This is a genomic window from Sphaerisporangium album (assembly GCF_003323745.1).
In the GTDB taxonomy this organism is placed as follows: Bacteria; Actinomycetota; Actinomycetes; order Streptosporangiales; family Streptosporangiaceae; genus Sphaerisporangium; species Sphaerisporangium album.
In genome coordinates this window covers 144,832-170,046 of record NZ_QOIL01000008.1, presented here as the reverse complement: position 1 = coordinate 170,046, position 25,215 = coordinate 144,832, and the positions used below count along the sequence as shown (strand labels likewise).

Below are 25,215 nucleotides of genomic sequence, written 5' to 3'. Positions count from 1 at the left end.
CGGGAACTCCTCCGGAGCGGTTCGAGCGGCAGGAGGTTCCCGCAATGGCAGAAGGTGATTCCAGATGGACCGCAAGAAGTCGACCCGTGCCCACGACGGTGAGCTCGACGAGACCATGGAGTCCCTGCGAGAGGCGATCGGCGGGATGCCGCGCGACATGACCGCGCGGCTGATCGCCGGCGTCGTCGGCACGCGCGACGGCCGCCAGAAGGGCTCCGGAGCCCCGGCCAAGCGCTAGAGCGTTCACCACCACCCGCGGTGCGGGCCGTCACGTCCCCACGGCTCGCGCCGGCGAGGCGGCGGAACCGGGGATCCGCCCGCCTCGGAAACGGCGAGCCTCCTGACCCGCGCGAAGGTCCGCGAGATCAACGCCACGAGATTGCGGCGCCGGGCGGGGCGAGGGCGTCGGCGGGGTTCGCGCACGGTCCGGGGTCGCCCACCCCCCAGGTCTCGTACTGCGCCTGGCGCAGCGTGCACGGGTCGAACACCCAGCCGTGGGCGTAGAACCCGGGGTCCAGGTTGGTGCGGTGGACGAGCACCGCATCGCAGGTCACCGAGAACGGGCCGCTCCCCGGCTCGGGTCCGTCCCCGCGGAAGGCCGGTCAGCAGGGGGAGGTCAGTGCTTCCAGCGCAGGCGCGCGGCCGTCTCTTCGGGGGTGGCGTCCGCGAAGAGGGCGATCTCGCCGCGGCGGACGGCGGCGACGGTGTCGATGAGAGGCTCACCGAGGGCGTCCTTCAGGACCGGGTCGGACTCGAACGCCTTCACCGCCGCGTCGAGGGAGGACGGCAGGGGCGTGACGCCCTCCACGGTGACGGGGTCGGCCTCGACCGGGTCGGGCAGCGTGTCCCCGGCGATGCCCGCGCGGCCGGCGGCGAGCAGCCCGGCCAGGGCGAGGTACGGGTTGGCCGCCGCGTCGAAGCACTTGACCTCGAAGTTCGCCGCCCGCGAGCGCTCGCCGGCCGACCCGGTGACGAACCGCAGCGCGGCCTCGCGGTTCTCCAGCCCCCAGCAGGCGTACGCGCCGGCCCAGTGGGAGGGGACGAGCCGCAGGTAGCTGGCCACGGACGGCGCGCCCACGGCGAGCAGCGCGGGAAGGCGGGACAGGATGCCCGCCGCGAAGCCCTCGCCCTCGGCGGTCAGCCCGTGGCGGCGGTCGCCGCCCGCCATCAGGTTCACGCCGTCGCGCCAGAGGCTGAGGTGGACGTGCCCGCCGTTGCCGACCCCGCCGGCCAGCACCTTCGGCGAGAAGCTCGCGCGCAGGCCGTGGTTCAGGCTGACGGCGCGGATCGTCTCGCGGACCAGCACGGCGGTGTCGGCGGCCCCGACCGGCTCCTCGGCCGCGGCCGAGACCTCGTACTGCCCGGCCGCGTACTCGGGGTGGATCTGCTCGACCGCCACCCCGGCCGCCCCGAGCGCCTCGACGATGTCGCGCAGGTAGGCGGCGCGCTCGGTGAGCCGCGTCATGCCGTACGCGGGGCCGGTGCAGGCGGGGACGAAGTCGTCGCCGTCCCCGACGGAGGCCGCCCACTCGACCTCGAACGCCGCCTTGACGGTGAACCCGTCCGCCGCCAGGCGTTCGGTCTCGCGGCGGGCGAGGTGGCGGCCGTCCAGCGGATGGGGGACGCCCTGCTGGTCGTACCGGTCGGCGGGCGCCCACGCCCAGCCGGGCAGCGGGATGAGCACGGCCAGCCGGTCCAGGTCCGGGTACAGGCGCAGGTCGCCGACGGGGCCGCCGGCGAAGCGCCCGCAGACGATCGAGTCGTCCACCAGGAAGGCGTCGAACACCGGGGAGGCGCCGATGCCCCAGGCGGCCGCGTGCTCCAGCCGCGCGAGGGGCACGGCCTTGACGCGGGTCAGGCCGCTGGTGTCCACCCAGGTCACGGCGACGCCCGTGACACCGCTCGCGGCGAGCCCTCCCGCGGCCTTCCGCGCGAGCTCCCCCCGCCGCGCCCGCTCTCGCTGGTCCACCCTGCCATCTTCTCCGCCCCCGCCCCGTCGCGTCGACACGCCCGGCCGCGATCGGCCACGTCGGGTTCGCCTCCCCCGGTGGACACAGTGGACAGAGTTGACGCGGTAGCACGCTTCCCGGGCGCGGGGACGGCGCCCGGCCGACGACGATGCGGTGGGGCGATCGGCCGCACGAGCGAATGCGGTGATCAATATCACAGTTCACCCTTGTGACAGGTGAGTACAGGCGGGGCCGCCATTCATGACGGTCGTCCAAGATCGAGGAAATCGGCGCGAATTTTCACGATCGTTCCCGCCGCCAAATGTGGCATTTACCCCGTACCGTTGGACCCGGGGGGTTTCCACTGCGCTAATCCGGGCAGTCCGGTCGAGTTCGAGCCGACCGTTGACCGTCCGTATGGAAGGTCGTGCCCACTGCGGGATCGCCTGCGAGACACGCCTACCGAGTGACGGCGGCAGACCTGGCCGAACGACGGATTGCACCACGGAAGAGGGTCGTGATGACGAACGAGATCGCCGACAACACCGCCGGCACCGATACCGCGAACACCACCGCGGCCGGCAAGGCGGCGGCGCGCGCGCTGGCGGCGCGCCTGCCCGGATGGACCGTCTGGTACGGCGAGCACACCCGGCGCTTCTGGGCGATGCCCCGCTCGGCCGTGCCGGCCGGGACGCGGATGCCCGAGGCCGACACCATCGAGGAGCTGGAGGCCGCGGTCCACCGCATGCAGGGGACGGCGCCGCGCGCGGAAGGCAACCCGGGATCGCGGCAGGAGCCTCCGGCCCAGGACCCCCTCCGAGCCGCCCCGGGCCACATGGACCCGCAGCAGCAGCTCCGCCGTCAGCCGGTCGGCGCCAACGGCTGACGCGAGGGCCTCGTCCCGCGACGCCTGACGACGGGCGTCGCGGCCGGTTACGTATGCTCGGGCGATGACCATCGCGCGCACCCTCGTCCTGTGGGACATCGACCACACGCTGGTGAACACCGCCGGCATGGGCCGTCGCGCGTACGCCGACGCCTTCCAGGTGGTGGCCAGCCGCCCGCTGGAGCGGGTCGCCGAGATGGCCGGGCGGACCGACTGGGCGATCACCGTCGACACCCTGCGCATGCACGGCATCGAGGCGTCCCCCGACCTGCTGCGCGCGTTCGGCGCGGCGCTGGCCGAGGCGTTCGCGGCGTACGAGGCGGCGGTGCGCGAGAACGGGCACGTGCTGCCGGGCGCCCGCGAGGCGCTGGAGGCGCTGGCCGGGCGGGACGACGTGGTGCAGTCGGTGCTGACCGGCAACATGGAGCCGATCGCGGTCGGCAAGCTCGCCGCGTTCGACCTCGGCCGTTTCGTGGACATGCGGGTGGGGGCCTTCGGCATGGACCACGAGGACCGCGCCGAGCTGGTACGGCTCGCGCAGAGGCGCGCGGCCGACGTCTACGGCCAGAAGTTCGGCCGCGAGAACACCGTGCTGATCGGCGACACGCGCCATGACGTGCAGGCCGGCCACGTGGGCGGGGCCCGGGTGGTCGCGGTCGCGACCGGCGCGAGCGACAGGAAGACGCTGCTGGAGGCGGGCGCCGAACTGGTCCTGGACGACCTCGGCGACACCGCCACCGTCGTCCGCACGATCCTGACACCCACGGCCCCGTAGAACGCGATCACCATGGACCCGTAGACCGCTGCGCCGGCGTCCCGCGTCCGGCTGACGGGGACGGGCCGCCGTGACGCCCGGCGGCCGGAAAATCGCGGCGTCTCCTCGCGCCCGGCGGGCCGGGCCGGCTCGTAAGATCCCGGTATGGCGGAGGTCTTGGTGCGCGACGGGACATGGACGTTCGACGGCGACACCATCCGGATCGTCCCGTCCCGCGACCGGCATGTGCACAAGCTGCGGCAGCTCGTGGGCGAGCGGTCGGTGCCGATCATGGCGGTGGCGGGCATCGCGTACGAGCCGGGGCGCAAGGGCGGACGGCTGAAGCTGCGGCTACGCGAGGGCGCCGACCCGTTCGAGCAGGCCGCGCGCGGGCGCGTCCCCGACTCCGCCGACCCCTACCAGCTCGCCGTCGACCAGGACCGCACGGGCGTCGCCGAGTACTTCGCCGACGAGGTGCGCAACGCGCTGGTGATCGAGCGGGTGCCGGAGGGACCCTGCGACCACTACCTGCTGCCCGGCCCGGCGGTTCCCCTGACGGCCTCGGCGGGCGACGGCACCGCGACGTTCGACGGCGCGTCGATCCGCCTGGACTGGAACTGGGCGACCGAGACGGGCAAGCGGTCGGCCGGGCCGCAGATCCTCCCGCTGAAGGACCTGGAGGGCGTCGACTGGACGCCCGCCGCCGGGCTGGAGAACGGGCACATCCGCTTCCGCCTCCGGGGCGTGACGACCAGGCAGCCGCCCAAGCACGACCCGTCGTGCCTGGTGCTGTGGGGCATGGACAAGGAGACGCGGACGTTCGCCATGCTGATCGCGGCGATCTTCGCGCGGCTGCCGCACCCGCTGGCCCCCTCGGACGCGCCCGTGCACGACGCCGCGCCCACGGACGCCGCGCCGTCCGACGGTCCGCGCGCGGTGGGTCCGGGGCCGGCGAGGTCCGGCGACGCGACGGCCGGCGACGGCGGGAGCGACGCCGACGCGCTGCTGCGCCGCCTGCGCGAGCTGGGCGAGCTGCACCGCGACGGGGTGCTCACCGAGGAGGAGTTCACGACCGCCAAGCAGGCGCTGCTGCGGCGGCTCTGAGCTCCAGAAAGCGAACGGTTGTGCGCTCACGACCGCGAGGCGGGCGCCGCTCCGTCGGTTGCGAGCTGGGAACCGGTACCGCCCTGATCAGCGGGAAGAGCCTCAGAGCGCGACGAACGTGAGCCCGCGGCGCTTCAGCCGGGGGATCACCGTGCGCAGGGCCTTCAGGGTCTCGGAGCGGTCACCGCCACCGTCGTGGCACAGCAGGATCGCGCCCGGCCGGCAGGCCAGCATGCTCTGCGCGATGCGCCGCGTGCCCGGACGCGACCAGTCGCGCGGGTCGACGTTCCAGTCGATCGGGATCATGCCGTGCTCGTCCGCTGTGTGGACGACCCGGCGCGACCACGAGCCGCCCGGCGAGCGGAAGAACCGCGCGGCCACGCCGGTGGCGTCCGAGATGCGCCCCTGCGCCTCCACGATCTCGGACGTGACGCGCCTGGCCGGGAGGCGGTTGAACGGGATCGGGTGGTGCATGGTGTGGTTGCAGAGCTGGTGACCCGCCCGGACGATGCGCTCGGCCAGCCGGGGATAGCGCTTCACCTGGATGCCGATGAGCGAGAACGTCGCCCGCACGTCGTGCTCGTCCAGCAGGTCGAGCATCTTCGGCGTCCACTCGGGGTGGGGCCCGTCGTCGATGGTCAGCGCGATGGCGTTGCCCGGCGCGGCGGGCGCGAGGTCGATCAGGCTGCGTACGGGCTGGTGGCGGGCCTTCAGGTGCGACGACGGCCACCCTGAGTGCGGCGGCGTCGCGGCATGCGGGTGTCTCACCACGGGCTTACGCGCCGACGTCCGTCCGGCGACGGGCGCGCCGGCGGGCGGCGTCCTCACCGCGTCGCCCACGATCAGGGAAGCGAGTGTCAACGCGCCGAGAGCCCGCAGGGCACGGCGGCGGCCGACCTCGCTGTCCTCCACGGTCACACCGTACTCACCTATCACCGGAATTGCCCTGACCGACAGGACCGGTCAGGGTAACCGTGAGGTACAGGTCGTTACGACGGAGAGCAAGCCTTTACGGCAACCAGGAGACACACCGGCTTTACGGCAGCCAGGAGACCCGGCCGCGCAGAAGGCCATATCCGACGAAGGCGACGGCGTCGATCAGCGTGTGCGCGACGATCAGCGGCATCGCCCGTCCCCATTTCTGGTACAGGCGCCCGAACAACAGGCCCATCGCGACGTTGCCGACGAACCCGCCGAAACCCTGGTAAAGGTGATAGGAGCCGCGGATCAGCGACGACACCGCGACGGCGTGCCACGGCCGCCAGCCGAGCCCGGCCAGCCGGTGCAGCAGGTATCCGGCGACGATGACCTCCTCCAGCACGCCGTTCTGCGCCGCCGCGAGCAGCAGGACGGGGACGCGCCACCACGTGTCGGGCAGCGCGTCCGGCACGACGTCGAGGTTGACGCCCGCGCCGAAGGCGATGAGGTAGAAGACCAGCCCCGTGCCGCCGACCACGGCCGCGAGGAGGGCGCCGCGTAGCGCGTCACGGCCCGGTTCGCGGGCGTCCACGCCGATGGTCCGCAGCGACCCGGCGGAGCGCGCGAGCAGGTAGGCCACGAGGGCGACGGGCGCCAGGTCGAGGGCGAGGTCGACGAGTTGGAGGGCCAGGTCGAACCACGGCCGGCCGGGCGCCCTCGTGCCGACGAGGACGGCCTGCTGCCCGCTCAGCGCCCTGGGGGCCGTCAGCGAGCCGACCAGGGACACCAGCGCGCGCAGGCCACTGGCGCCGAGCGACACCGCGAAGACCACGATGATCTCCATGCGGATCAGCCGGGGCGTGAACGCGGGCGCGGCGACGGTGGCCGGGGGCGGCGGAGAGGCGTGCATGCCCGCAGCGTAGCCGCGCCCGCATAAGTCCATCGACAGCTTCTTCCACGCCATGATTCGAACACGTCTTCGAAGAAATGGCCATCATCCGCCAGTCCTCATTGCGAGGCCACCGAGAAGTTGATACTGCTTGCGCTAGCGAGCCCGCCGATCGATCAATTGATCTTTTTGGTGGGAGGTGGACCGCGTGGCCAGGTCGAAGCGGTACAAGCTGGTGCGTCGCCTGGAGGACGCCTCCACGGTGGTCCGCGCGACGACGGGCCTGCTCCGGCACACCTCCAGCCTGCTGCGCCAGCTCGTGATGATCGTCGGCTGGCTGGTCCTGCTGGCAGGGGCGATCCGCCTGCTGCTCGACCCGCCGTCCCCCCTGTCCCCCGAGCACTTCCTCGCCCCCCTGGCGGGCGCGGCGGCCGTCTTCCAGGGCGTGATCAGGCCGCCCGCGGGGGGACGAAAGTCACGGCCGAGCGGTCCGCCAGGAAACGATATGGAGGCGGAAGAATGAACTTCCCCGCTTTATGCCTCCATGGCAACATACTGAATCGCCCATTGATGGCCGGGACGGTTCACGACGGACCGTAGGGCGGCATTCCGCGTACCGGACAATAGCGGCAAACCAACTAAAGGTCAGATGGAAGCCTGCGGTGAAATGCACCGTTTTCGGGTTTATCAGACCAAGAAGGACCGGGGTTTCGGATGACCGAGGAGATGACGCGTGAGTGAGACCTCCGGCCCCTCGGGGCCGTCGCACACCGGGCGCCATCGCGCGGCGGCGTACCGGCTCGTCGACCACGGGCTGGTGACGACGGGGTTCACCGTCACGCCGTCCGAGGACGGGAGGTGGATCGAGCTCAGCGGGACCTGCCCGGGCTGCGAGGTCCGCGTCTCCTACGCGTGGACTTATGCCGCCACCCGCCATCCGAGCATGCGCCCCCGGCCGGCGTCCCCCGCCGGGGCCCGGGAACTGGCGACGGCCTTCTGCGAGTGCGGGCACGCGCATCCCGAGCGACCCGCCGGGGCCTGGGGGCAGGGATGCGGGGCCTTCTGGCAGGTCGAGGTGCCGTGAGCGCGCCGAGCGGATGAGGTGAGCGGCCAGGCCAGCGAGCCCGGCGGCCGGTGGGTCACAGGCCGCTCACGGAATTCTTCCTGCTACCCGCGAAGATCTCGGCCTGTTCTTCGACGGCGCGTCGTTCGTCTCCCGGGTCGCTGCTCAACAGGGCCGTCTTCAGGCTGGCCGTGATGTATTCGTACGCCTGCTCCATGTCTCCGAGCAGGCGGCTGCACCGGGCGAGCGCGGTCAGCGTCCCGGATAGTTCGGGATGCCATGACGTCCGCTCGTACGCACTGAGCGCGTCGAGGAGGAAGGCGCGGGCGGTCAGGACCTCCCCGCGCAGGAGGTGGGCGACCCCGAGGCGGCGATGTGCCATCGCCTCGTGCAGGGCGTCCCCCACCTCGCTCGCCATGTCCAGCGCCTGCTTCAGCACGATGATGGCCTCCTCGAACCTTCCGAGGGCGGTTTGCGCCTGTCCGGCCATCATGAGGGCGTACCGCTCCCCGACCGCCGAGCCCGCGCGCCGGCTGACGGCAAGCTGCTGCCAGGCGTAGTCGAGCGCCTCGGCGTTGCGCCCGCCGACGATGTGGTGGCTGGCGATGTTGCCGAGCGACCGCAGTTCGGCGAACGAGTCGCCGGACTCGCGGCTCAGATCCAGCTCGGTGTACATGTACGTGAGCTCTTCTTCGACGCGGCCCAGTTGGCGGCACGCGAAGTACATCATGGACAGCGCCTGCGCCTCGTTCCGCCGATCGCCGAACCGCCGCGTCGTCGCCAAGGCCATGCGCCCGAGCGACAACCCCTCCTCGCGATACCCGTTGGTGTACAGATGCCACTGCATCGCCAGGGCGAGGGCCGCCGCGAGGCCGACCGTGACGTCGTCGGCGTCCGTGGTCTGACCGATCAGCGCCAGCATGTTGGGCTGTTCCCGGTGCAGCCATCGCTCGGCCTCGTCCCGGTCCGCGAGCGGCAGCGGAGCCTGCGGGATCTCGGGTGCCTTCGCGTGCACGCGATGAGGGTCGACGAGCCTGGCGGCCCTGACCGTCGTGGCGATGAAAAAGCCGAGCACGCGGTGCAGGGCCTCCGTCCGCCGTTCGGGCGGCTCGGCGTCCACCGCGCGTTCCTGCGCGTAAAGCCTCACCAGGTCGTGCATGGTGTAGCGACCAGGGGCCGGGCTGTCGATGAGGTTCGCGTCGGCGAGCCGCTCGATCGCCTGCTCCGCCGCGCGGGCGGGCACGTCCAGCAGCGCGGCGACGGCTTCCGCCCCGAGCTCGGGGACGCGGATGGTGCCGATCAGGCGGAACGCAGTGGCGGCCGCGCGGTCGATCGCTTGCGTGCTCTCGGCGAGCCCGGCGTAGCTGACCGCGATGCTGCCGCGGACACCGCTTTCCCCGGTGTGCAGCTCGTCGAGACGCCGGCCCTCGTTGTGCAGCCGCTCGATGAGGTTGTCCGCCGACCAGCTCGCCCGGCTGGCCAGCCGGGCTCCGGCCACATGAAGGGCGAGCGGGAGCCGGTCGCACAGGACGACCAGCCGCTGCACGGACTCCTCGGTGAACTCGACACCCCCCGACGTGAACCGCCGGGTGAGCATCGTCGAAGCCTCCGTATGGGACATGCGGCCCAGGTTGACCTGCGACGCGGGCGCCAGGTAGGCGAAGCTCTCGCGCGAGGTGAGCAGCACGACCGACCCGGGTGTCGTCGGAACGACCGGGCTCACCTGGGCGACCGAGGCGGCGTCGTCCAGGAGGATCAGCGCCCGCTTGCCGTGCAGCAGGGTGCGCAGCGCCGCCGCGGCCTCGTCGACGTCCGTGGGCACCCGCGGGCCGGGCATGCCGAACGCGCGCAGGATGCGGCCGAGCACCTCGGAGGTGTCGAGCCGCCGCACGCCCGGCATGGCGCCGCGCAGGTTCACGTACACCTGCCCGTCGGGGAACCGCCCGGCGACCATATGGGCGACGCGCAGCCCGAGCGCCGACTTGCCGGCCCCGGGAGGTCCGCAGATGGCGACCACAGGGGTGGGAATCGCGTCGCCCGGAGGGTTCAGCCAGGACTCCAGTCTGCGGATCTCCTTCTGGCGGCCGACGAAGAAGGGGATGTTGGACGGCAGCTCCCTCGGCACGACCGTGACCGTTTCCTCGTCACCGGCCGGGGCGGCGGGACGGTCGCCCTCGGCGGCGCGGGAGCCCTCGGACGTCTGCGCAGGAGGCTCGGGGAACAGGCCCGGGTCCCCGGCCAGAACGCGCCGGTGCAGTTCCTGGAGCGGGAAGCCGGGCTCGACTCCGAGTTCGTCCACGAGGCGCGTCCTGAGCTCCTGGAAGGTGCTCAGCGCGTCGGCCCGCCTGCCGTCGCGAGCCAGCGCGAGCATCATCTGGCCCCACGGCCGTTCCCTCAAAGGGTGGTCCCTCAGCCAGGGCCGTAGTCGGCCGATCACCTCGGCGTGCATGCCGAGCGCCAGCCGAGCCTCGATCCAGTCCTCGAAGGCGCCGACCCGCTCGTCCTCGAAGTGCGCGACGGTTTCGGCGAGCCGCACGGTGACGGGGATGTCCTCGAACGCCTTGCCGCGCCACAGGTCCAGGGCCTGCTCGAACAGCACCCCGGCCTTACGGACGTCGCCCGCCTTCCCCGCCTCGCGGCCCCGTGCGACCAGATCGGTGAACGTCAGCAGGTCGAGCTCGCCCGGCCGGACGACGATGCGGTAGCCGTCCCCGACGGTCTCGATCGGCGCGGACGCGGGATCGTCGGGCGACAGCAGCCTGCGCAGCGCCGAGACGTACGTCTTGAGGTTGCCCCGGGCCGACGGGGGCGGCGAGCCCTCCCACAGGTGGCCCATGAGGTGGTCCGTCGTGACGACCCTGCCCGCGGCCGAGAGCAGCGCGGCGAGAACCTGGCGGTGTTTCGGGCGGGCGACGGAAACCTCCTGGCCGGTGGAGCCGCGGACCCGCATGGGACCGAGGAGCCGGTATTCCACCGCAGCCTCCGCTTCAGTTGGGTGTCCGATCCTGAGCAGGCGTCATGCTCCTGTCAAGATCACCGATTGCCGGGACCACGTAGCCCCGCACGCGAGGTTCACACTTCGTGAACCTGCCGTGGACCCGACTCTGGTGGACTGGTCACCACAGCGACCAGACCGCTCCGAAGTGGGACGGCCGTTCACTATCGCAATTTTGAGCGTACTCGCCGGCTCCGACAAACGGCCCACGCCTCCGAGGAAGGAGAACGCGACATGGGGACCGGCTCACAGCGTCGCCTGCCTCAGGTCCGGCGGACCTCGTAGGGGGCGACACCACGGATTCGTCCATCGCCGGCGCATGTCCGGGTTCGCGAGACGCGGGGGCTCATCGCGGACCTGAAGGCGCGTCCGCGATGGGCTCATGGCCCCGCTCGGCGGATGCGGGGAGAGCGTACGGCGGTCCAAGTCCTGCCCTGCATGCGAACCCCCTTGGACCGCCGTACGCCACCACCCCTGCGGCGCGTGATCAAGAAACTCCTCCGACACCCTGCGAGGGCGTACTCAGGAACTCTTTCGAAGCTCTTCGGCATTCCCCAGGCTTCGTTCACCTCCGCGACACCGCGCGTTCCTACGGTCGCGGGTCATGGCATGGAAGAGAAAGGTGAACGCGGCACTCGAAGAGTTCACCGGATACAGCCTCTCCAAGGCGCGCACGCCGGAGCCGGAGCCGCCGGCCCCGGCCGACCAGGTGCGCCCCCCGGCCGATCCGGTGAACGACCGGTTGCTGCGGGCGCCGGTCTTCGTGCTGTCCCCGGTCAGGTCCGGCTCGACGCTGCTGCGCGTCCTGCTCAACAGCCACTCGCGCATCCACGCCCCGCACGAACTGCACATCCGGCGGCTCGCTGTGACGCTGACCACCGAACCGGTCCAGCAGGCGATGGAGGCACTTGGCCACTCCAAGAGCGACATCGAACACATCCTGTGGGACCGCATGCTCCACCGGGAGTTGGTCAGGAGCGGCAAGGACGTCATCGTCGACAAGACGCCGAGCAACGTCTTCGCGCACAAGCGCATCCGCACGTGCTGGCCGGACGCGCGGTTCCTCTTCCTGATGCGCCACCCGGCCTCGATCGCGCGCTCCTGGCACGAGGCCGACCCCGAGCAGCGTCCCATGGAGGAGGCGGTCCGGCACACGCTGCAGTACATGCGCTACCTGCAGGAGGCCCGGCAGCGCTACGACGGCCTGGACCTCACCTACGAGGCCCTGGTCGCGGACCCGGAACGGGAGCTCGGACGGGCGTGCGCCTTCCTCGGCCTCGACTTCGAGGAGGCCGTGCTCCGGTACGGCGACCACGACCACGGCGAGTTCGTCAAGGGCATCGGCGACTGGCGCGACAAGATCCGCAGCGGCCGCGTGCAACCGGGCACCCCGCCCCCTCCGCCGGAGGAGGTCCCGGAGGACCTCCGCGAGATGGCGGCCGCGTGGGGGTATCTGTGACCCGGGCACCCTGGCGCGGGTGAACCCCGGCTCCCCACGACTCGGGTCGGCGCCCTCCCGCAGGTACCCCTGACCCGACCCGGCGTGCTCCCGTGGGTGCCTGTGGCTCAGCCGGTCGCCCTCCCGTTGGCGAGGAGGATCTTGACCGCGTTCACGGTGGCGTGGCCGCGCCATTCGAGTGCCGCCGCCGGTGACTGGGACGCGAAGTCCACGACCCACCCCCCGTCCTCCCGCTGCCCGGCGGCGAGACGGCCGAGGTCGGCGGCGATGACGTCCGCGGGACGAATCGGCGCAGCGGACGGTCCGGCCACGGGGAGACGTCGAGCGGGCGCAGCGCCTCGCCCTCCAGGCCGCCCTCGACCGGGAGGATCCCGTCACGCGGCAGCCGAGCGGCGAGCCGTCCGAGCTCCGCTCCTGCGCCCGGTACGGCTTCCGGGGCAGTGGCCTGGATCGCGTGGTCCCGGACGCCGGCGTCCTTCGTCGCGTGGTCCCGAGCCGGCTCGTCCTGGTTCGCGTCGTCTTGGATCGCGTCGAGGAAGCCCAGCACGAAGCGCAGCTCGTACGCGCCTCCCGGCGGGCGCCCGGGGTCCGCGATCGCGCGCCGGCAGTGATCGGTGGCCCGCGCGAGCCACACGTGGTCGCGGACCGCCGGATCGTGCCGGGCGACACCGTGCGCCGCGGCGGCCACGGCGGCGGTGATGTGCAGGGACGAGCTGTCGGGGTCCGCGCCGAGCCACCACGGGGCCGACCCCACCGGCTCGCCTATCGGCAGCGCGAAGGGCAGTCCGCCGTCGGGCAGGGACACCGAGTCGAGCCAGTCGCACAACGTCGTCGCGAGCTCCCCCACGGGCCGGCCGATCTCCTCCAGCACCTCGAACGCGTGCAGCGCCCCCGCGGGCTGGCTCTCCGGGGACCGCAGATCCGGCTCCAGCCCCCAGCCGAACCCGCCGTCGTCGTTGCGGTACGCGGCGAGCGCCGCCAGGAGCGCGTCCGCCGGCGCGTCCGGGGTGGTGATCGCCTCGAAACGGCGGCGGTCGATCATGCGCGCGTGCGTGACCATGAAGGTCGCCGCCTTGGTCACTTCGAATTCCATATCCTCATGCTCGCGTGAGCCGGCCCACGGTGGCTTGTAGGAATCGGACGCCCGGACCGGCCGAGGATACCCGCACGGGAACGCGTCGGCACCTACGCATCGTTGTGGCCTGATAACGCGAGCCGCTGGTCCTGACCTGGGAGCACCGGCGTTTGGGCGTCTCAAAACCGGTTTTACGGAAATACCATACATATGGTCGGATATGAGTAGACAGGATCCGACAACGGGAATTTGGGCCTTGACTTTGGAAATTCACACCCAGAGGATCGGGCTTGTGTTCGCGGCCGGGAAACGCGACACCTCCCGCCGTTCTCACCACCGGGACACCATATCTTCGGCATTCATGATCTTTGGCATTCATGCGTCTCGCGACTTCGACACGCACGGTGAGCTCCGACCGCCGCGCCGCTGACGATCGGCCGCGGCGCCCCCACTGAGCCCTTCTCCGACCTTCCCGAACCTCCTCGCGCCGAGGTTCGGCGCCGGATGCGGCCGGGCAGAGGACAGGGTCGGCCGTCGGCCCCACGCGCAGCCGGCGACCACGAACCGCCCAGGACGCCCACCTCCCCGGTCCGTGCCTCCCTCATCCTCGCCACCGAACCGGCCTTCGCCGGCCTCTTCGGCTTCTGGCTCGCAGGCGACCGCCTGACAGCCCTCGGCTGGACGGGAGCCGCCCTCATGCTCGGCGCGGTCCTCCTCGCCGAATGGGGCGGCCCCGAAAACGCCCGGAGCTCACGACCGGCAAGCCGTGAATCGGACAGGCCGCTCTCCGAAGACCGCACATGAAACCCCCGCGTCGGTCAGCCGGTCTCTGACCGACGCGGCCGACACCATGCTCGGAGCACCGCGGTTCCTCACGGGATGGGGCCCTCGACCGTTGGCGGCAGCAGGCTCGCCGACGACCACGACTTCTGACAAGGCAGCGAACATAGCAATCCAAAAGGTGCGCCAGACCTCCGCGCCCGCCAAGATTCCACGCACCACGGGAGGAGGTGAACGCATCCATGGAGATCAGCTGGGACCTGGGTCAGGTCGACGAGGAAGCCGCAGAGTTCGACGTCCTCGGCAACAAGTCTTACTGACCGCGTAGGTCGTCCGCACGCCCGTGACCTGGGAGCGGCCGATCGGAAGGACGTGGTGGGGTGGGTCGCCTGCGCAGGCACCCCGCCGCGTCCGCACCCGGAGTGACGGTCGATGTTCGCCAAGGAGTGAGTATGAGCCACCGGGGAGCGGTGCGGGCCGCCGGGCCCACGGTGCGCCCTCTGATCAACGGCGCCGTCCACGTCGCCTGGATGAGCGACGAGAACGGGATCAGCGGCGGTGCCTGCGACGACGACCCCGGCCGGGCGGCGCGGCGCGCGCTCGGCGAGTACGTCCAGCACGTGAGCCACGTGTCGGCGGCCGGTGTGCTGCCGCTGCTGGCGGATCCCGGCGCACTGCCCAGGGTCGAACCCGCCGCGTTGCTGGACGCCGGTTCGCCGCCCTGCCACTGGGTGGCCGGAACCGGCATGCGCGACGGCGCCGAGACGGCCGTGCCGGCCCAGGCGGTCTTCCTCGGCTGGGACCCGCCGCCGCCCGAGGAGCGGTGGTGCGTGCAGACCTCCGCCGGCACCGGCGCGGGCACGGACCGGCGGCACGCGCGGACGGCCGCGCTGCTGGAAGTGATCGAGCGGCACGTGCTGGCCCGCGGCTGGCGCACCGGCGACATCAGCTTCGAGGACCTGGACCACCTGCGTGAGCTGGTGCTGCCCGCGGGGCTGCTCGCCGGCCTGCGCGACCACGAGGTCGTCCTGCGCGTCGTCCGCGTGACCCGGCCGTACCCGGACATCGTGCTCGCATTGCTGCATCGAGCCGGCGGTGCCGCCCTCACCTGCGGCGCCGCGGCGAGAGGCGACACCGCCGACGCCGTACGGCACGCCGTCTACGAGGCGGTCGCGGCCAGGCTCGCACTGGGCGCGCGCCCGTCGAGCGCCCTGCAGAGCCGCGACAGGGACAGAGGACACGCCGTGGCCGCGGCCGGCGCGGCCCACCTGGACTTCGTCGAGCGCCGGATCGCGGGGCGCGGCGCCCTCCGGCGGGCCCCGGCCGACCCGGCGGCACTGCTGGACGCCGCGGACGCCCTGTTCGGGCGCCAGCCGGTCGAGGTGCTGCTGCCCTCCACCGACGACCACGTGGTGCACCGCGTCGTGTGCCACGGCTCGGAGGTCTTCGAGCCGCTCACCCCGGCCTCCCACCTGCCCTGCCCAGTGGTTTAGGAGCCCCACGTGCCTTCCTTCGCCTATCAGCGCGACGACTCCCGGTCATTCGGCGAGCTGTGGTTCCCGACGGCGGACGCGCTCGATACGGCCGAACTGGCCCGGCGCTGGACCGGGTGGCTGGACCTGCGCGATCCCCCCGGCCCCGCCCCGCTGCGCTCCCGGCACGCCGTCCACCTCGCCCGGATGCTCACCGGCGAGGAGGAGGCGGTCGTGCCCAACTGGTTCAGCACGGTGTCCGTGACCAGTTCCCGCTACCAGGTCATCGTGCAGGCCAGAAGCCACCGGCACCTGTGCGGACAGCCCGCCGAGCTCCCCGGCGAGGTGCGCTCGCCGCGCTGGCAGGCCCTCGTCGAGGCGCTGGAGCGCTGGGACGAACTGCCGGCGGCACGCCGGGTCGTCGTCGTCGCCCTGCTCACGCAGCTCGGCTTCCACCGCCACGCGGTACGCCTGGTCGGCAACGTCGCCATCGACGCCGACCCGCTCCGCCAGCAGCTGGCCTACGAAGTGGCCCGCGCGGCCTACCAGCTCAACAGGAAGTCCGCCGTCCCGTACGAGATCTTCGGCTGGCTGGCCTGTAACGCCGTCCGCCCGGCTCTGCGCACCCTTGCGGCCCTCCAACTGGTCTCCACCCGCAGCCGTGGCAGCGACCGGGAGGAGGCGGCCCGATGGCTCGCCGAGGCCGAGCGGTCCCTCGCCGATCTCGGCCAGGAGCCCGGCTGGCTGGCACACCTGGTGACCAGCCGCTACCACCGCGCCGCCGCGCTGCACAAGCTGTCCGGCCGCGACCCGGACCCGGTGGTCGCGCACATGCGCGACGCCCTGGCACACGACGACGCCCTGGCGCGGTCGGCCGAGAACCCGGTGCAGGCCCACTACCAGCGGGAGAACCGCGGGCTGGTGCTGGAGGCCCACCTCAAGCTGGACACCCTGACCGGCTCGGCGAGCGCCCCCGACGACGCCACCGGGCAACTGCTCGCCCTCGACCCCGTCGATCCCGAGCCGCTCTACGCGATCGGCGCCTACCTCGCCGGGCGCGGCGACTGGGAGGCCGCGCTGGAGACGTTCCTGCGCGCCGCGGGCTCCGGCACGCTGCGCGGGGCGTCGGCGGCGAACGCGGCGGCCGTGTGCGCGGAGCGGCTGGAGCGGCCGGAGGAGGCCGAGCACGCCCGCCGCCTCCTGCTGGACCTGGATCCGGCCGCACGCCTGCCCGCCCACCGGGCCGACGTCTGACCTCGGGAGTGATCATGGCCGACACACGCAGGCTGCTCGCGGTCGCCGAGCTGGACCCCCTGTCCGACCTGCCAGGGCCGAGCCCCGGCGACACCGGCGTGGGCGGCCACGCGCTGGACCGCGTTCTCGGCACCATGACCGGTGAACGGTTCCTCGACCGGTACTGGGGCAGGGACTGCTACCACGACACCGGCGAGCCGGACCGCTTCCACCACCTGCTGCCCTGGGCCGAGCTCAACCGGCTGCTCGACGGCCACCGGGCATGGCCGCTGCGCATGCAGGTGGCCAGGGCGAACAAGTCGCTGCCCCCGTCGTCCTACGTCGAGCCGATCCCGGGCCGGGGCGTCGGCAGGGAACCCGCGCTACGCGTCAGCAGCACGAAACTGCACGCCCGGCTGCGCGAGGGCGCGACGCTGGTCTTCGGCTCGGTGGACGAAGCCGTTCCGGCGGTCCGGGACCTCGCCGAAGCCCTCGAACACGACCTGCGCGCGGAGGTGTTCGTCAACCTCTACGCCTCCTGGGGGGAGGTCGGCGCCTTCGACCCGCACTGGGACGACCACGACGGGCTCATCCTGCAGATCTACGGCCGCAAGGAATGGCAGTTGTTCGGCGTCGGCCGTCCCGTGCCGCTGCCCGGCGACGAGCCCCTCAACGAATGCCCCGCGACCCCCTGGCGGCAGTTCGAGCTGCGCGAGGGCGAGGCGTTGTACGTGCCGCGCGGCCACTGGCACGCCGTCCGGCCGGTGGGCGGCACCACCGTCCACCTCACCATCGGCTTCCGGCGGCCGGTGGTCGAGGACTTCCTGAAGTGGGCGGTCGAGCGGCAGCGCCGCCTCCCGGAGGCGCGCCACGACCTGCCGCTCAGCGGGTGGGACGACGAGACGGCGAGCCGCCTGTCCGTGCTGCGGGAGGAGATCGGCGCCCTGCTCACCGAGGACGGGCTGCGCCGGTACGTCGCCGAAAGGGACGGGCGCGCGCAGGCCAGGCCCCGGCACTCACTGCCGTACGCGGCGTCCGGGCAGGACGGCGACTGCCCGCCGGACGCCGTCGTGGTGCTGGCCTCGCCCCGGCCGGTCGCCTTGCGCGAGGACGGGGGCCGGTGCGTCCTGGTGTCCGCCGGCAAGCGCTACGACTTCGACGCCGTCTGCGCCCCCCTGGTGCGGCGGCTGCTCGCCCGTACCCCATGGCGGGTGGACGAGCTGGTCCGCGCGGTCTCCGGCGAAGGCGGGCCGTCCGCCGGCGAGGGCCGCGAACTGGTGGCGGAGTTGCTCCGGCATGGCCTGCTGCGACTCGACCTCGCGCCCGAGCCTCTCCCCCCCGGCGCACCTGACAGAAAGGACCGTTGATGGCGGACACCCTGCACAACGCGAGTCCCCCTCGCCGGCCGGGCCGGTTCGGCCTGTCCGCGCTCGCCCCCGACTTCCCCATGCTGTGGGGGGCGACGACCGTGTCGCTCCTCGGCAACGGCATCTCCTCCGCGGCGCTGCCGCTGCTGGCGGCCACGCTGTCCAGCGACCCGATCGTGGTGTCGTCCGTGGTCGTCGTCGGCAGGCTGCCCTGGCTGCTGTTCGCCCTGCCCGCGGGCGTCATGGCCGACCGGTGGGACCGCAAACGCGCCATGTGGATCAGCGACCTGGTCCGCGCCGGGCTGACCGCGGGGCTCGCCGTGGCCGTGGCGACCGGATCCGCCGGCATCGCCCTGCTGATGGTGGTGGGCTTCCTGATCGCCATCGCCGACACCGTGTTCGACAGCGCCAGCACCGCCGTACTGCCCAAGGTGGTGGCGAACGACCCCGAGAAGATCCAGCGGGCCAACTCGTGGCTGGTCGGGTCGCGGAACACGGTGGAATCCTTCGTCGGGCCGCCCCTCGGCGGTCTGCTGTTCAGCGTGTCGCGGTCGGTGCCCTTCTTCGGCGACGCGGTGTCCTTCCTGGTCAGCTCCGTCCTCCTGCGCAGGATGCGGGGCGACTACCACGTCGCCCGCAACACCCTCGGCGACATCGGCCTGCGGCAGGCCATCAGTGAGGGCTTCACCTGGCTGTGGCGGCAGCCGGTCCTGCGGGCGATCACCGGCATAGCCGGCCTGTTCAACGTCGCGTGCCTCGCGCAGAGCGCCATCTTCGTGCTCTTCGCCCAGCAGGTGTTCGGCCTCGGCGCCTTCGGCTTCAGCCTGCTGCTCGCCGTGGGCTCCTTCGGCGCCCTCTTCGGCGCGGCGCAGGCCGGGCGGCTCAACAAGTGGTTCGGCACGGCGGTCAGCCTCCGGCTGGCGCTGGTCGTGGCGGGGGTCGCGTGCCTGGTCACCGCCGCGGCGCCGAACGTGTGGACCGCGGGGGCCGGGGAGATCCTGGCCGGGCTCGGCGCCGCGATCTGGAACGTCAACCAGATGTCCCTGCGGCAGTCCGGCACACCGGACCACCTGCTCGGCAGGGTCACCGGCGTGCACCGGCTGGTCACCTACGGGGCGATGCCGTTCGGCGCGCTGCTGGGCGGCGTCCTCGCCTCGCTGTCCGGGCTGCGCATGTCGTTCGTGGTCGCCGGCGCGATCATGCTCGCGCTGGCCGTGTTCGCCAGCGTCACGATCACGCGGTCCCGGGTCGCGGAGCTGACGGCGCCCCCGGCCGACAGTCAGTCAGCATGAGAAGGAGCAAACGATGGAGAGCAACAGCCTGGAACGCCTGCTGCGGCACCCCCGGGAGAAGGTCTGGCAGACCATCTTCGACCCGGGAGCGGCCGAGCACTGGCTGGGCACGGTGGCCAGTGTCATGCCCGAGCGCGAGGGCGCGGCGCTGTGCTGGATCTACGACCCCGGCGCGCGCATGCCGACCACCTACAGCGGGCGGATCCAGGTCCTGGACCGGTTCCGCCGCCTGGAACTGGTGATCGGCCTCGTCGCCTGCGACGCCGAGATCCGGATGACGTTCGAGCTGACGGACGTGCCGACGGAATCGGGGGACACCCACACCCGCCTGAAGCTCCAGCAGGACGGCTTCCCCGCGGACGGCAACGGCAGGTTCGAGCGCGACGGCTTCCTGCACCACTGGGACCACTTCCTGGAGCTGCTCGGCGACTACCTGGACGGGACGCCGAAGAACTACCACACCATGCACAAGACCGAGCTCGGGGTGATCCCCGTCGGAGCCATTCGCGGTGAGGGCATGCTGGTGCAGGACGTGGCCGTCGGCGCGCCCGCCGACCTGGCCGGGGTCCGCGCGGGCGACGTCATCCGCTCCTGCGGCGACTTCGTGTTCGGCAGCCTGGACGACCTGGACGCGTGGGTCGAGAGCCACCGGCCGGGGGAACGGGTGGAGCTGCTGGTCGGGGACCGCCTGGTGCCGGTGGTGCTGCGGGCGAAGCAGTACACGCCCTCCTGACCGCGAACCACGTGGAGGAAGGCCAAGATGCCGGACGTCGTTCCGCTGCCCGACCGGTCGCCGGAGATCACCGGGCCGCTGCCCACCCCGTTCCGGCGGGCGCAGCTCGACGCCTCACGGCCGGCGTTCGCGCTCACGCCCGCCGGTCCGGTGGTCAGCACCGACGCCTGGTCCGACCGCCACCTCGCGCTGCTCGCGAACGGCCGGTGGACCAGGCTCACCACCGGGTCCCGATGGCACTCGCGGCCGGAGTGGACCGGTGGGCGCCTGGTGGCCGAGGTGTTCCAGGACCTCGCGGCCGAGCGGGCGAACAGCGTGCCGATACCGCTGGCCGGCATCGGCGCGGAACGGGAGTACGCCGAGCCGCCCGCGCTCCTGACCCGCGACGGGCGTGCCGTCGCGCATCCGGTCGCCGGGGAGGTGCGGCTGCCCCCCGGGGCGACGGCCGAGTGCGTCGTGCCCGCGTTCCCCGGACACGACCGGATCGCCCTGCTGCTGCGCCAGGGCAGGGCTCGCCGGGTCGTGTGCGTGGACCGCGACGGCGTCTCGCACTGGGACGGCCCGGTGATCTCGGCCGGGCCGTGGCTGTCCGAGCACGAGGTCGTCGTGGTCCTGGAGGCCTGGCCGGGACGCATCCCGTACGCCTGGCACGTCCGCTCGGGGGCGCTGCGCCGCCTGGTCGGGCCCGACCAGATCGTGGTGGACGACGTGCGGGCCGAAGGTGACCTCGTCGGCCTGAGCTGGACCTCCCCCGGGCAGCCGCGCCGGCTGGAGCTCATCGAGGCGGGACGGCTGGCCGGCGGAGAACAGGTCCGGCTGAGCCCTGCCGCGCCGGACGCCCCCGGCCTGCCTTCCGCCGTCTGCACCGTCATCGAGGGACCGCACTGTCCCCTGCCCACCCTGCTGCGCGACCCCCCGGGCCAGGCGCGTGGCACCGTGCTGCTGCTGCACGGCGGCCCGAACGGGTCGAACCTGGCGACCTGGTCGCCGTTCGCCGAGTCGTTGGCGCTGGCCGGCTGGCGCGTCGTCCAGCCGAACCTGCGCGGCAGCGGGCTCGTCGATCCCGCGGTCCGCGCTCCGCTGCCGGGACTCTACGGCGTGGACGACGCGGACGACGCGCTGACCGTGCTGGGCCGGACCGCGGTCGGCCCGGTCGTGGTCGGCGGGATGAGCTACGGGGGCTATCTGGCGAGCCGTGTCGCCCGGATGGCGCCCGAGGTGCGTGGCGTGTTCCTGCTCGGCGGTTTCCTGCGGCCCTCGGATCTCGACGGGTCCGGGCATCCGCAGGTCGAGGCCTTCCTGCGGACGGCGGCCGGCCGCTTCGCGGCACATGTGCCGTTCGCCGCCGTGCCGCACTTCGTCGCGCACGGCGAGCGAGACCCGCGCATCCCCGTCGAGGCGGTCAGCGCCCACCTGGACGACCTGCCGTCCGGATCGGAATGGGTGGCCATCGAGGGCGAGGGCCACGGCATGCTCTCCGACCACGCGGCCCGGCGGGTCTTTCCTCCTTTCTTCTCTTGGCTGGACCGTCTTGGATGAGTCCGGCGTCGACACCTACGGGGTTGCGTGATGCTCAGGGTTTCGGTCAGCAGGGTCGAGTCCGATCAGGTGGACCGGCTGCGTGAATGGTTCGCCACGTTGTCCGGCCCGCGCCGGGACGAGATCCTCGCCACGTTCGAGGAGGAGGGCGTGCGGCACGAGACCGTCCTCCTGGTGGACACCCCGGCGGGGCCGCTCATGGTCTACGCCCTGGAGGAGGAGGACTCGGCCCGATCCCAGGCCGTCTTCCAGCAGTCCACCCATCCCGTCGACATCGAGCACCGGGAAGTCCTCAAGGCCGCCTGGGCCGGCCACGCCGGCGTCGAGGTCCTGTTCGACCTCTCCACACACCAGCACGGGAGTCCCGCGCTGTCGCTGATCCCCGCCGGGCACCAGGCGGAGACTCCTTGACGGCCGCCGGCGGCCGGTGCGGGGGGCCGCGGCGCCGTTGGCGGTGAAGCCGGAGGTGCCGGACGGCCTGGCCCGCGACCAGGAATCCGAGGATGGCGACGGCATCGGGGGCCAGGCGCTGTGCTCCTGGCCCCCGGTCCTTGGATGATCTACTAGGTGCGGGTCCAGCGCTGGTTGGCGCCGCCGTTGCAGGACCAGATGCTGAGTCTGGTGCCGTTGGCGGTGGCGTTGCCGGGCACGTCCAGGCACTTGTTCGCGCCGACCGCGGTGATGGTGCCGTCGGCGTTGAACCGCCACTTCTGGTTGTTCTGCCCGTTGCAGTCCCAGATCTGCACCGCCGAACCGTCGGCGGTCCCCTGGTTGCTCACGTCCAGGCACTTGTTGCCGTAGACCCGCAGCTCACCGGCGGTGGTGGAGGTCCACTGCTGGTTGGCCTGACCGTTGCAGTCCCAGATCTGGACCTGCGCGCCGTTGACCTGCGAGACACCGGAGACGTCAACGCACCTGCCGGATCCCACACCTCTGATCGGACCCGAGCCCGGTTCCGGCGTCGGGGTGGGGGTCGGCGAGGGAGAGGGGCCCGTGCCACTGCCGAACTGGGAGAAGAACTTCCACACCTCGCCCTTGGTCCAGGTCGTGACGCCGCTCTCGGCGTAGGTCCCGTCCACGGGGCCGGGCATGTGACCGTTGTCGAACGCGGCCCAGACCACCGGATACCCGGACCGGCACCCCGAGTAGGCGGTGACGATGTGCGTCCGGCTGCCCGAGCTCGGCTCGGGCGGGTTCTGCGGGGTGCAGCCGTTGTTGCGGACGAAGGTGTCGCGCAGTGACCGTCCCAGGGAGATGTTGAGCACGTTGTCGGTGATGCCGTGGAGTCCCATGTAGGCGATGGGCTGGGTGCCGCCGCTGCACCCGCTGAGCTGCGCGCCGGAGAACACCGCCACCGCGCGGAAGACCGACGCGCGGGCGCAGGCGATCGCGTAGCTCATGCCCCCGCCGTAGCTGAAGCCGGTGGCGAACAGCTGGGTGGTGTCGACGCACAGATTCGCCTCGACCAGCCGGACCAGGTCGTCGACGAGGGTCAGGTCCTCGCCGCCGGAGTTGGCCCAGCCGTTGCCGATACCCTGGGGCGCGACGAAGATCGCCTGGTTGTTCGACATCTGGCGCAGGCCGTAGAAGGACCAGGGGTAGCCGCTGGTGCCACCGGAGTCGACCTCGGCGGCGGTGCCGCCCCGCCAGTGGAACCCGAAGATCAGCCGGTACGGGGTGTTGTTGTTGTAGTTGTCGGGGGTCCGCAGGATGAAGGTCCGGGTCTTTCCGCTGCTTTGAATCGTCTGGGTGCCGCTGGACAGCCCCGGAGCCTTTCCGCATCCGGCGGTGGGCGCCAGGGCGGCGGTCCTGGCCGAGGTGGTCGCGCCGAGGCTGTCACTCAGCGCCGCGTGACCCATGGTCACGACGAGAAGTACCGCGGCCGCGATCGCTCCGAAGACGGATCTGTGCCTCACCATCACACAACTCTCTCCATGGCTCGAATTTCGAGATTCGAATAGGGGCAACCACTTACTTCTTCTCTTTTGAAGAGCCCCGCCGGCCGGGCATGCGCGGCTCCTCGCCCGGCACGTACCGGGTGAACGCGGTGCCGCCCTCTCCGGTGGAACCCGGCCTGGTCCGAGCTGGTCGAGCTGTCGAAGCTGGTCGAGCCGGTGGTTTTGTTATCGCTAACATGAACGAGGGTCCGAGAGTGATCTTCTCTTCCGGGCGACCGGGGTGGCGGTGCAGCGGAGCCAACATGAATGCAACAAGGTCTGTCAAGGGGGCCGGGCCGTCTCAGGGCGCACCACTCGGCACCGTCGGCCCGTTCCATACGCTTCTGACCAGCGAAGCCATCACGGCCGCCACCAATGCGCCGCGATGAAAATTACACCGGTCAGAGGGGTCCGTGTTCACACAAGGAGTCATCACACGAGGTCAGAACCGCCCCCGGATATAGGCCGTGAAATTCTCACACCTTCGGGCGGCTCGGCCGCACACTGATCTGACGCCGATGCTCCCAGAAGTCAAGATCGATCCACTGCGGGCGTTCGGTGAGCCGACGGTTCGTTCCGTCCCGACCGACGTGATCGCCGAGCAGGTCAGGGCGGGCGACTCCGCAGGATCGCGTCGATGTCGCCCGCCACGAAGCCGGCCGGCTCCGGCGGCATGAGGTCGCGCTCGCCGACCGCCTCGGCCGTGAACGGGACGCGGTACACCGGCACAGGATTTGGCACACGGGGGCACGAAGTGTCGCCATAGTGTGGCCGCGCTTTCGATGCAAAACGTAGCCACCTGGAGGCACTCTGTGAAGAGCCGCGGCGAAACGCGGAAGCCGTCAGCTGGCCTGCTCCTCCATATGCACCTGTGCCATTCGACGGCGTCGACAAAATCGCTAGATATGTCCGGATAAGGGGGTGCAAATTGAAGATCGAGACGTTGAGATGGAGTACCTCTGACGGACAGTCCCCGTATCTGGAGGACACGGATTTGTCACCGGCCGGTAAGCCGCACCTGGTCACCAACTACAGGGAAAACCGATGGCCGCCCACCCGCCGTACGGCGGCGCCGACTTCACCGCCCCGCGACCCGCCGTACCGGCGCCGATCAAGCAACGTCCAGCGGGCGAGGAGAGAACGTCCAACGGCGGGGAGAGGCCGACGGGCGCCGAACGGTCCTCACGCCGCCAGGTCGCGGAGGTCGCTCCACGAGTTGCATCACGGCCGATGAACCTCCGCGCCCGCTCCACGAGTTGCATCACGGCCGATGAACCTCCGCGCCCGCTCCACGAGCCCATCCCTCGTCCACGAGCCGCCCCGCAGGTCAGCCCCCGCCCCACGAACCCGGCCCCAATGAGTCGGTCCCGCCTCTGAAGCGAAGCCGGCGACCGAACCCCCGCACATGAAGCGGGGCTCGCCACGGCACAGCACGCCGGGACAAGCCCCTTGACCGGACTCTGGAGGTCCGATCCGATGCACAACCCTAGTAGAGGACGCCTTCCCAGCAGGGGAATCCGCGTCATTCGCGTCCGCTGGCAGGCCGACGAGCCGCCGATGCCGCTCGGCTGCCGCTGGTGCGGGCACCCGCCGTACGCCCACGAGGCCGCGTCCCTTCCCCATCGCGCACATCATGAGTGGGATCAGCCCACCCCCGCGCAGGTCCAGGCCCGGATGAACGTCCGGCGGCGCCTGGGGCTCTCCGGTCCGCCGACGCGGGCCAGGCCCATCCGTCCGCTCCTGCCGCCGGACCCCCGGCCGCCCGTCAGG

The 25,215-nt window shown here is 71.9% G+C and carries 21 protein-coding genes; 14 read left to right on the top strand and 7 right to left on the bottom strand.

Features of this window, described 5'->3' with window-relative positions:
• Nucleotides 1–64 precede the first annotated feature (64 nt).
• Nucleotides 65–238, top strand: coding sequence for a hypothetical protein (locus DQ384_RS41290; RefSeq protein WP_181871243.1), 174 nt, complete (start codon nt 65–67; stop codon nt 236–238).
• 127 nt (nt 239–365) lie between these two features.
• Here DQ384_RS41290 and DQ384_RS40445 read toward each other — a convergent pair whose 3' ends face one another.
• Both DQ384_RS40445 and DQ384_RS16180 read right to left on the bottom strand, forming a co-directional pair.
• The gene (locus DQ384_RS40445) at nt 366–554 is read right to left on the bottom strand and encodes a hypothetical protein (protein WP_147268800.1); all 189 of its coding nucleotides are present in this window, start codon (nt 552–554) and stop codon (nt 366–368) included.
• Between the two features lie 62 nt (nt 555–616).
• Complete coding sequence (locus tag DQ384_RS16180; RefSeq protein WP_114029642.1) at nt 617–1,969, bottom strand: type I glutamate--ammonia ligase; 1,353 nt, start codon at nt 1,967–1,969, stop codon at nt 617–619.
• 500 nt (nt 1,970–2,469) lie between these two features.
• Between DQ384_RS16180 and DQ384_RS16175 the strand changes: the two genes are divergently transcribed.
• The 3 genes from DQ384_RS16175 (at nt 2,470) to DQ384_RS16165 (ending at nt 4,693) form a co-directional block, all read left to right on the top strand.
• Nucleotides 2,470–2,835, top strand: a complete 366-nt coding sequence (locus DQ384_RS16175; RefSeq protein WP_114029641.1) for a hypothetical protein — start codon at nt 2,470–2,472, stop codon at nt 2,833–2,835.
• A 64-nt stretch (nt 2,836–2,899) separates the two neighbouring features.
• Nucleotides 2,900–3,610 carry an HAD family hydrolase gene (locus tag DQ384_RS16170; RefSeq protein WP_114029640.1) on the top strand — a complete coding sequence of 237 codons (711 nt, stop codon included), beginning with the start codon at nt 2,900–2,902 and terminating at the stop codon, nt 3,608–3,610.
• 144 nt (nt 3,611–3,754) lie between these two features.
• Nucleotides 3,755–4,693 (top strand): DUF4429 domain-containing protein, encoded by a 939-nt coding sequence (locus DQ384_RS16165; RefSeq protein WP_114029639.1) that lies wholly within the window; start codon nt 3,755–3,757, stop codon nt 4,691–4,693.
• Between the two features lie 102 nt (nt 4,694–4,795).
• Here the strand turns inward: DQ384_RS16165 and DQ384_RS16160 are convergent, their stop codons facing one another.
• Both DQ384_RS16160 and DQ384_RS16155 read right to left on the bottom strand, forming a co-directional pair.
• Entirely contained in the window at nt 4,796–5,605 is an 810-nt protein-coding gene (locus DQ384_RS16160; RefSeq protein ID WP_245966522.1) for a polysaccharide deacetylase family protein, read from the bottom strand.
• A 124-nt stretch (nt 5,606–5,729) separates the two neighbouring features.
• The gene (locus tag DQ384_RS16155) at nt 5,730–6,521 is read right to left on the bottom strand and encodes a CPBP family intramembrane glutamic endopeptidase (RefSeq protein ID WP_114029778.1); all 792 of its coding nucleotides are present in this window, start codon (nt 6,519–6,521) and stop codon (nt 5,730–5,732) included.
• Between the two features lie 187 nt (nt 6,522–6,708).
• Here DQ384_RS16155 and DQ384_RS16150 point away from each other — a divergent pair, with 187 nt between their 5' ends.
• Both DQ384_RS16150 and DQ384_RS16145 read left to right on the top strand, forming a co-directional pair.
• Nucleotides 6,709–7,023, top strand: coding sequence for a hypothetical protein (locus DQ384_RS16150; RefSeq protein WP_147268799.1), 315 nt, complete (start codon nt 6,709–6,711; stop codon nt 7,021–7,023).
• Nucleotides 7,024–7,233: 210 nt separating this feature from the next.
• Nucleotides 7,234–7,584, top strand: coding sequence for a hypothetical protein (locus tag DQ384_RS16145; RefSeq protein ID WP_114029636.1), 351 nt, complete (start codon nt 7,234–7,236; stop codon nt 7,582–7,584).
• Between the two features lie 55 nt (nt 7,585–7,639).
• Here the strand turns inward: DQ384_RS16145 and DQ384_RS16140 are convergent, their stop codons facing one another.
• The gene (locus DQ384_RS16140; protein WP_114029635.1) at nt 7,640–10,537 is read right to left on the bottom strand and encodes an AfsR/SARP family transcriptional regulator; all 2,898 of its coding nucleotides are present in this window, start codon (nt 10,535–10,537) and stop codon (nt 7,640–7,642) included.
• A gap of 625 nt (nt 10,538–11,162) precedes the next feature.
• Between DQ384_RS16140 and DQ384_RS16135 the strand changes: the two genes are divergently transcribed.
• Nucleotides 11,163–12,017 carry a sulfotransferase family protein gene (locus DQ384_RS16135; RefSeq protein ID WP_114029634.1) on the top strand — a complete coding sequence of 285 codons (855 nt, stop codon included), beginning with the start codon at nt 11,163–11,165 and terminating at the stop codon, nt 12,015–12,017.
• A gap of 151 nt (nt 12,018–12,168) precedes the next feature.
• Here the strand turns inward: DQ384_RS16135 and DQ384_RS16130 are convergent, their stop codons facing one another.
• Nucleotides 12,169–13,110 (bottom strand): hypothetical protein, encoded by a 942-nt coding sequence (locus DQ384_RS16130; RefSeq protein WP_245966521.1) that lies wholly within the window; start codon nt 13,108–13,110, stop codon nt 12,169–12,171.
• Nucleotides 13,111–14,324: 1,214 nt separating this feature from the next.
• Between DQ384_RS16130 and DQ384_RS16125 the strand changes: the two genes are divergently transcribed.
• The 7 genes from DQ384_RS16125 to DQ384_RS16095 are packed head-to-tail and all read left to right on the top strand — an operon-like array spanning nt 14,325 to nt 21,919.
• Nucleotides 14,325–15,365 (top strand): YcaO-like family protein, encoded by a 1,041-nt coding sequence (locus DQ384_RS16125; RefSeq protein WP_114029633.1) that lies wholly within the window; start codon nt 14,325–14,327, stop codon nt 15,363–15,365.
• A gap of 9 nt (nt 15,366–15,374) precedes the next feature.
• Entirely contained in the window at nt 15,375–16,598 is a 1,224-nt protein-coding gene (locus DQ384_RS16120) for a hypothetical protein (RefSeq protein WP_114029632.1), read from the top strand.
• Nucleotides 16,599–16,612: 14 nt separating this feature from the next.
• Nucleotides 16,613–17,944: a JmjC domain-containing protein gene (locus tag DQ384_RS16115; protein WP_147268798.1), complete on the top strand. Its 1,332-nt coding sequence runs from the start codon at nt 16,613–16,615 to the stop codon at nt 17,942–17,944.
• A complete protein-coding gene (locus DQ384_RS16110; RefSeq protein ID WP_114029630.1) occupies nt 17,944–19,236 on the top strand; it encodes an MFS transporter in 1,293 nt (430 codons plus the stop codon). Before DQ384_RS16115 ends, DQ384_RS16110 begins: the two co-directional genes overlap by 1 nt.
• Nucleotides 19,237–19,249: 13 nt before the next feature.
• Nucleotides 19,250–19,969 (top strand): SRPBCC domain-containing protein, encoded by a 720-nt coding sequence (locus DQ384_RS16105; RefSeq protein WP_114029629.1) that lies wholly within the window; start codon nt 19,250–19,252, stop codon nt 19,967–19,969.
• 27 nt (nt 19,970–19,996) lie between these two features.
• Nucleotides 19,997–21,508: an alpha/beta hydrolase gene (locus DQ384_RS16100; RefSeq protein ID WP_114029628.1), complete on the top strand. Its 1,512-nt coding sequence runs from the start codon at nt 19,997–19,999 to the stop codon at nt 21,506–21,508.
• Between the two features lie 30 nt (nt 21,509–21,538).
• The gene (locus tag DQ384_RS16095) at nt 21,539–21,919 is read left to right on the top strand and encodes a DUF6176 family protein (protein ID WP_114029627.1); all 381 of its coding nucleotides are present in this window, start codon (nt 21,539–21,541) and stop codon (nt 21,917–21,919) included.
• Nucleotides 21,920–22,071: 152 nt separating this feature from the next.
• Here the strand turns inward: DQ384_RS16095 and DQ384_RS16090 are convergent, their stop codons facing one another.
• Nucleotides 22,072–23,427: a lectin gene (locus DQ384_RS16090; protein WP_114029626.1), complete on the bottom strand. Its 1,356-nt coding sequence runs from the start codon at nt 23,425–23,427 to the stop codon at nt 22,072–22,074.
• Nucleotides 23,428–25,215: the final 1,788 nt, after the last annotated feature.

What these genes read in the sequence shown, in the direction of transcription:
- DQ384_RS41290 (WP_181871243.1), top strand. Translation starts at nt 65, where the DNA reads ATGGACCGCAAGAAGTCGACCCGTGCCCACGACGGTGAGCTCGACGAG.
- DQ384_RS16175 (WP_114029641.1), top strand. Translation starts at nt 2,470, where the DNA reads ATGACGAACGAGATCGCCGACAACACCGCCGGCACCGATACCGCGAAC.
- DQ384_RS16170 (WP_114029640.1), top strand. Translation starts at nt 2,900, where the DNA reads ATGACCATCGCGCGCACCCTCGTCCTGTGGGACATCGACCACACGCTG.
- DQ384_RS16165 (WP_114029639.1), top strand. Translation starts at nt 3,755, where the DNA reads ATGGCGGAGGTCTTGGTGCGCGACGGGACATGGACGTTCGACGGCGAC.
- DQ384_RS16155 (WP_114029778.1), bottom strand. Translation starts at nt 6,521, where the DNA reads ATGCACGCCTCTCCGCCGCCCCCGGCCACCGTCGCCGCGCCCGCGTTC.
- DQ384_RS16135 (WP_114029634.1), top strand. Translation starts at nt 11,163, where the DNA reads ATGGCATGGAAGAGAAAGGTGAACGCGGCACTCGAAGAGTTCACCGGA.
- DQ384_RS16130 (WP_245966521.1), bottom strand. Translation starts at nt 13,110, where the DNA reads ATGGAATTCGAAGTGACCAAGGCGGCGACCTTCATGGTCACGCACGCG.
- DQ384_RS16125 (WP_114029633.1), top strand. Translation starts at nt 14,325, where the DNA reads ATGAGCCACCGGGGAGCGGTGCGGGCCGCCGGGCCCACGGTGCGCCCT.
- DQ384_RS16115 (WP_147268798.1), top strand. Translation starts at nt 16,613, where the DNA reads ATGGCCGACACACGCAGGCTGCTCGCGGTCGCCGAGCTGGACCCCCTG.
- DQ384_RS16110 (WP_114029630.1), top strand. Translation starts at nt 17,944, where the DNA reads ATGGCGGACACCCTGCACAACGCGAGTCCCCCTCGCCGGCCGGGCCGG.
- DQ384_RS16105 (WP_114029629.1), top strand. Translation starts at nt 19,250, where the DNA reads ATGGAGAGCAACAGCCTGGAACGCCTGCTGCGGCACCCCCGGGAGAAG.
- DQ384_RS16100 (WP_114029628.1), top strand. Translation starts at nt 19,997, where the DNA reads ATGCCGGACGTCGTTCCGCTGCCCGACCGGTCGCCGGAGATCACCGGG.
- DQ384_RS16095 (WP_114029627.1), top strand. Translation starts at nt 21,539, where the DNA reads ATGCTCAGGGTTTCGGTCAGCAGGGTCGAGTCCGATCAGGTGGACCGG.
- DQ384_RS16090 (WP_114029626.1), bottom strand. Translation starts at nt 23,427, where the DNA reads ATGGTGAGGCACAGATCCGTCTTCGGAGCGATCGCGGCCGCGGTACTT.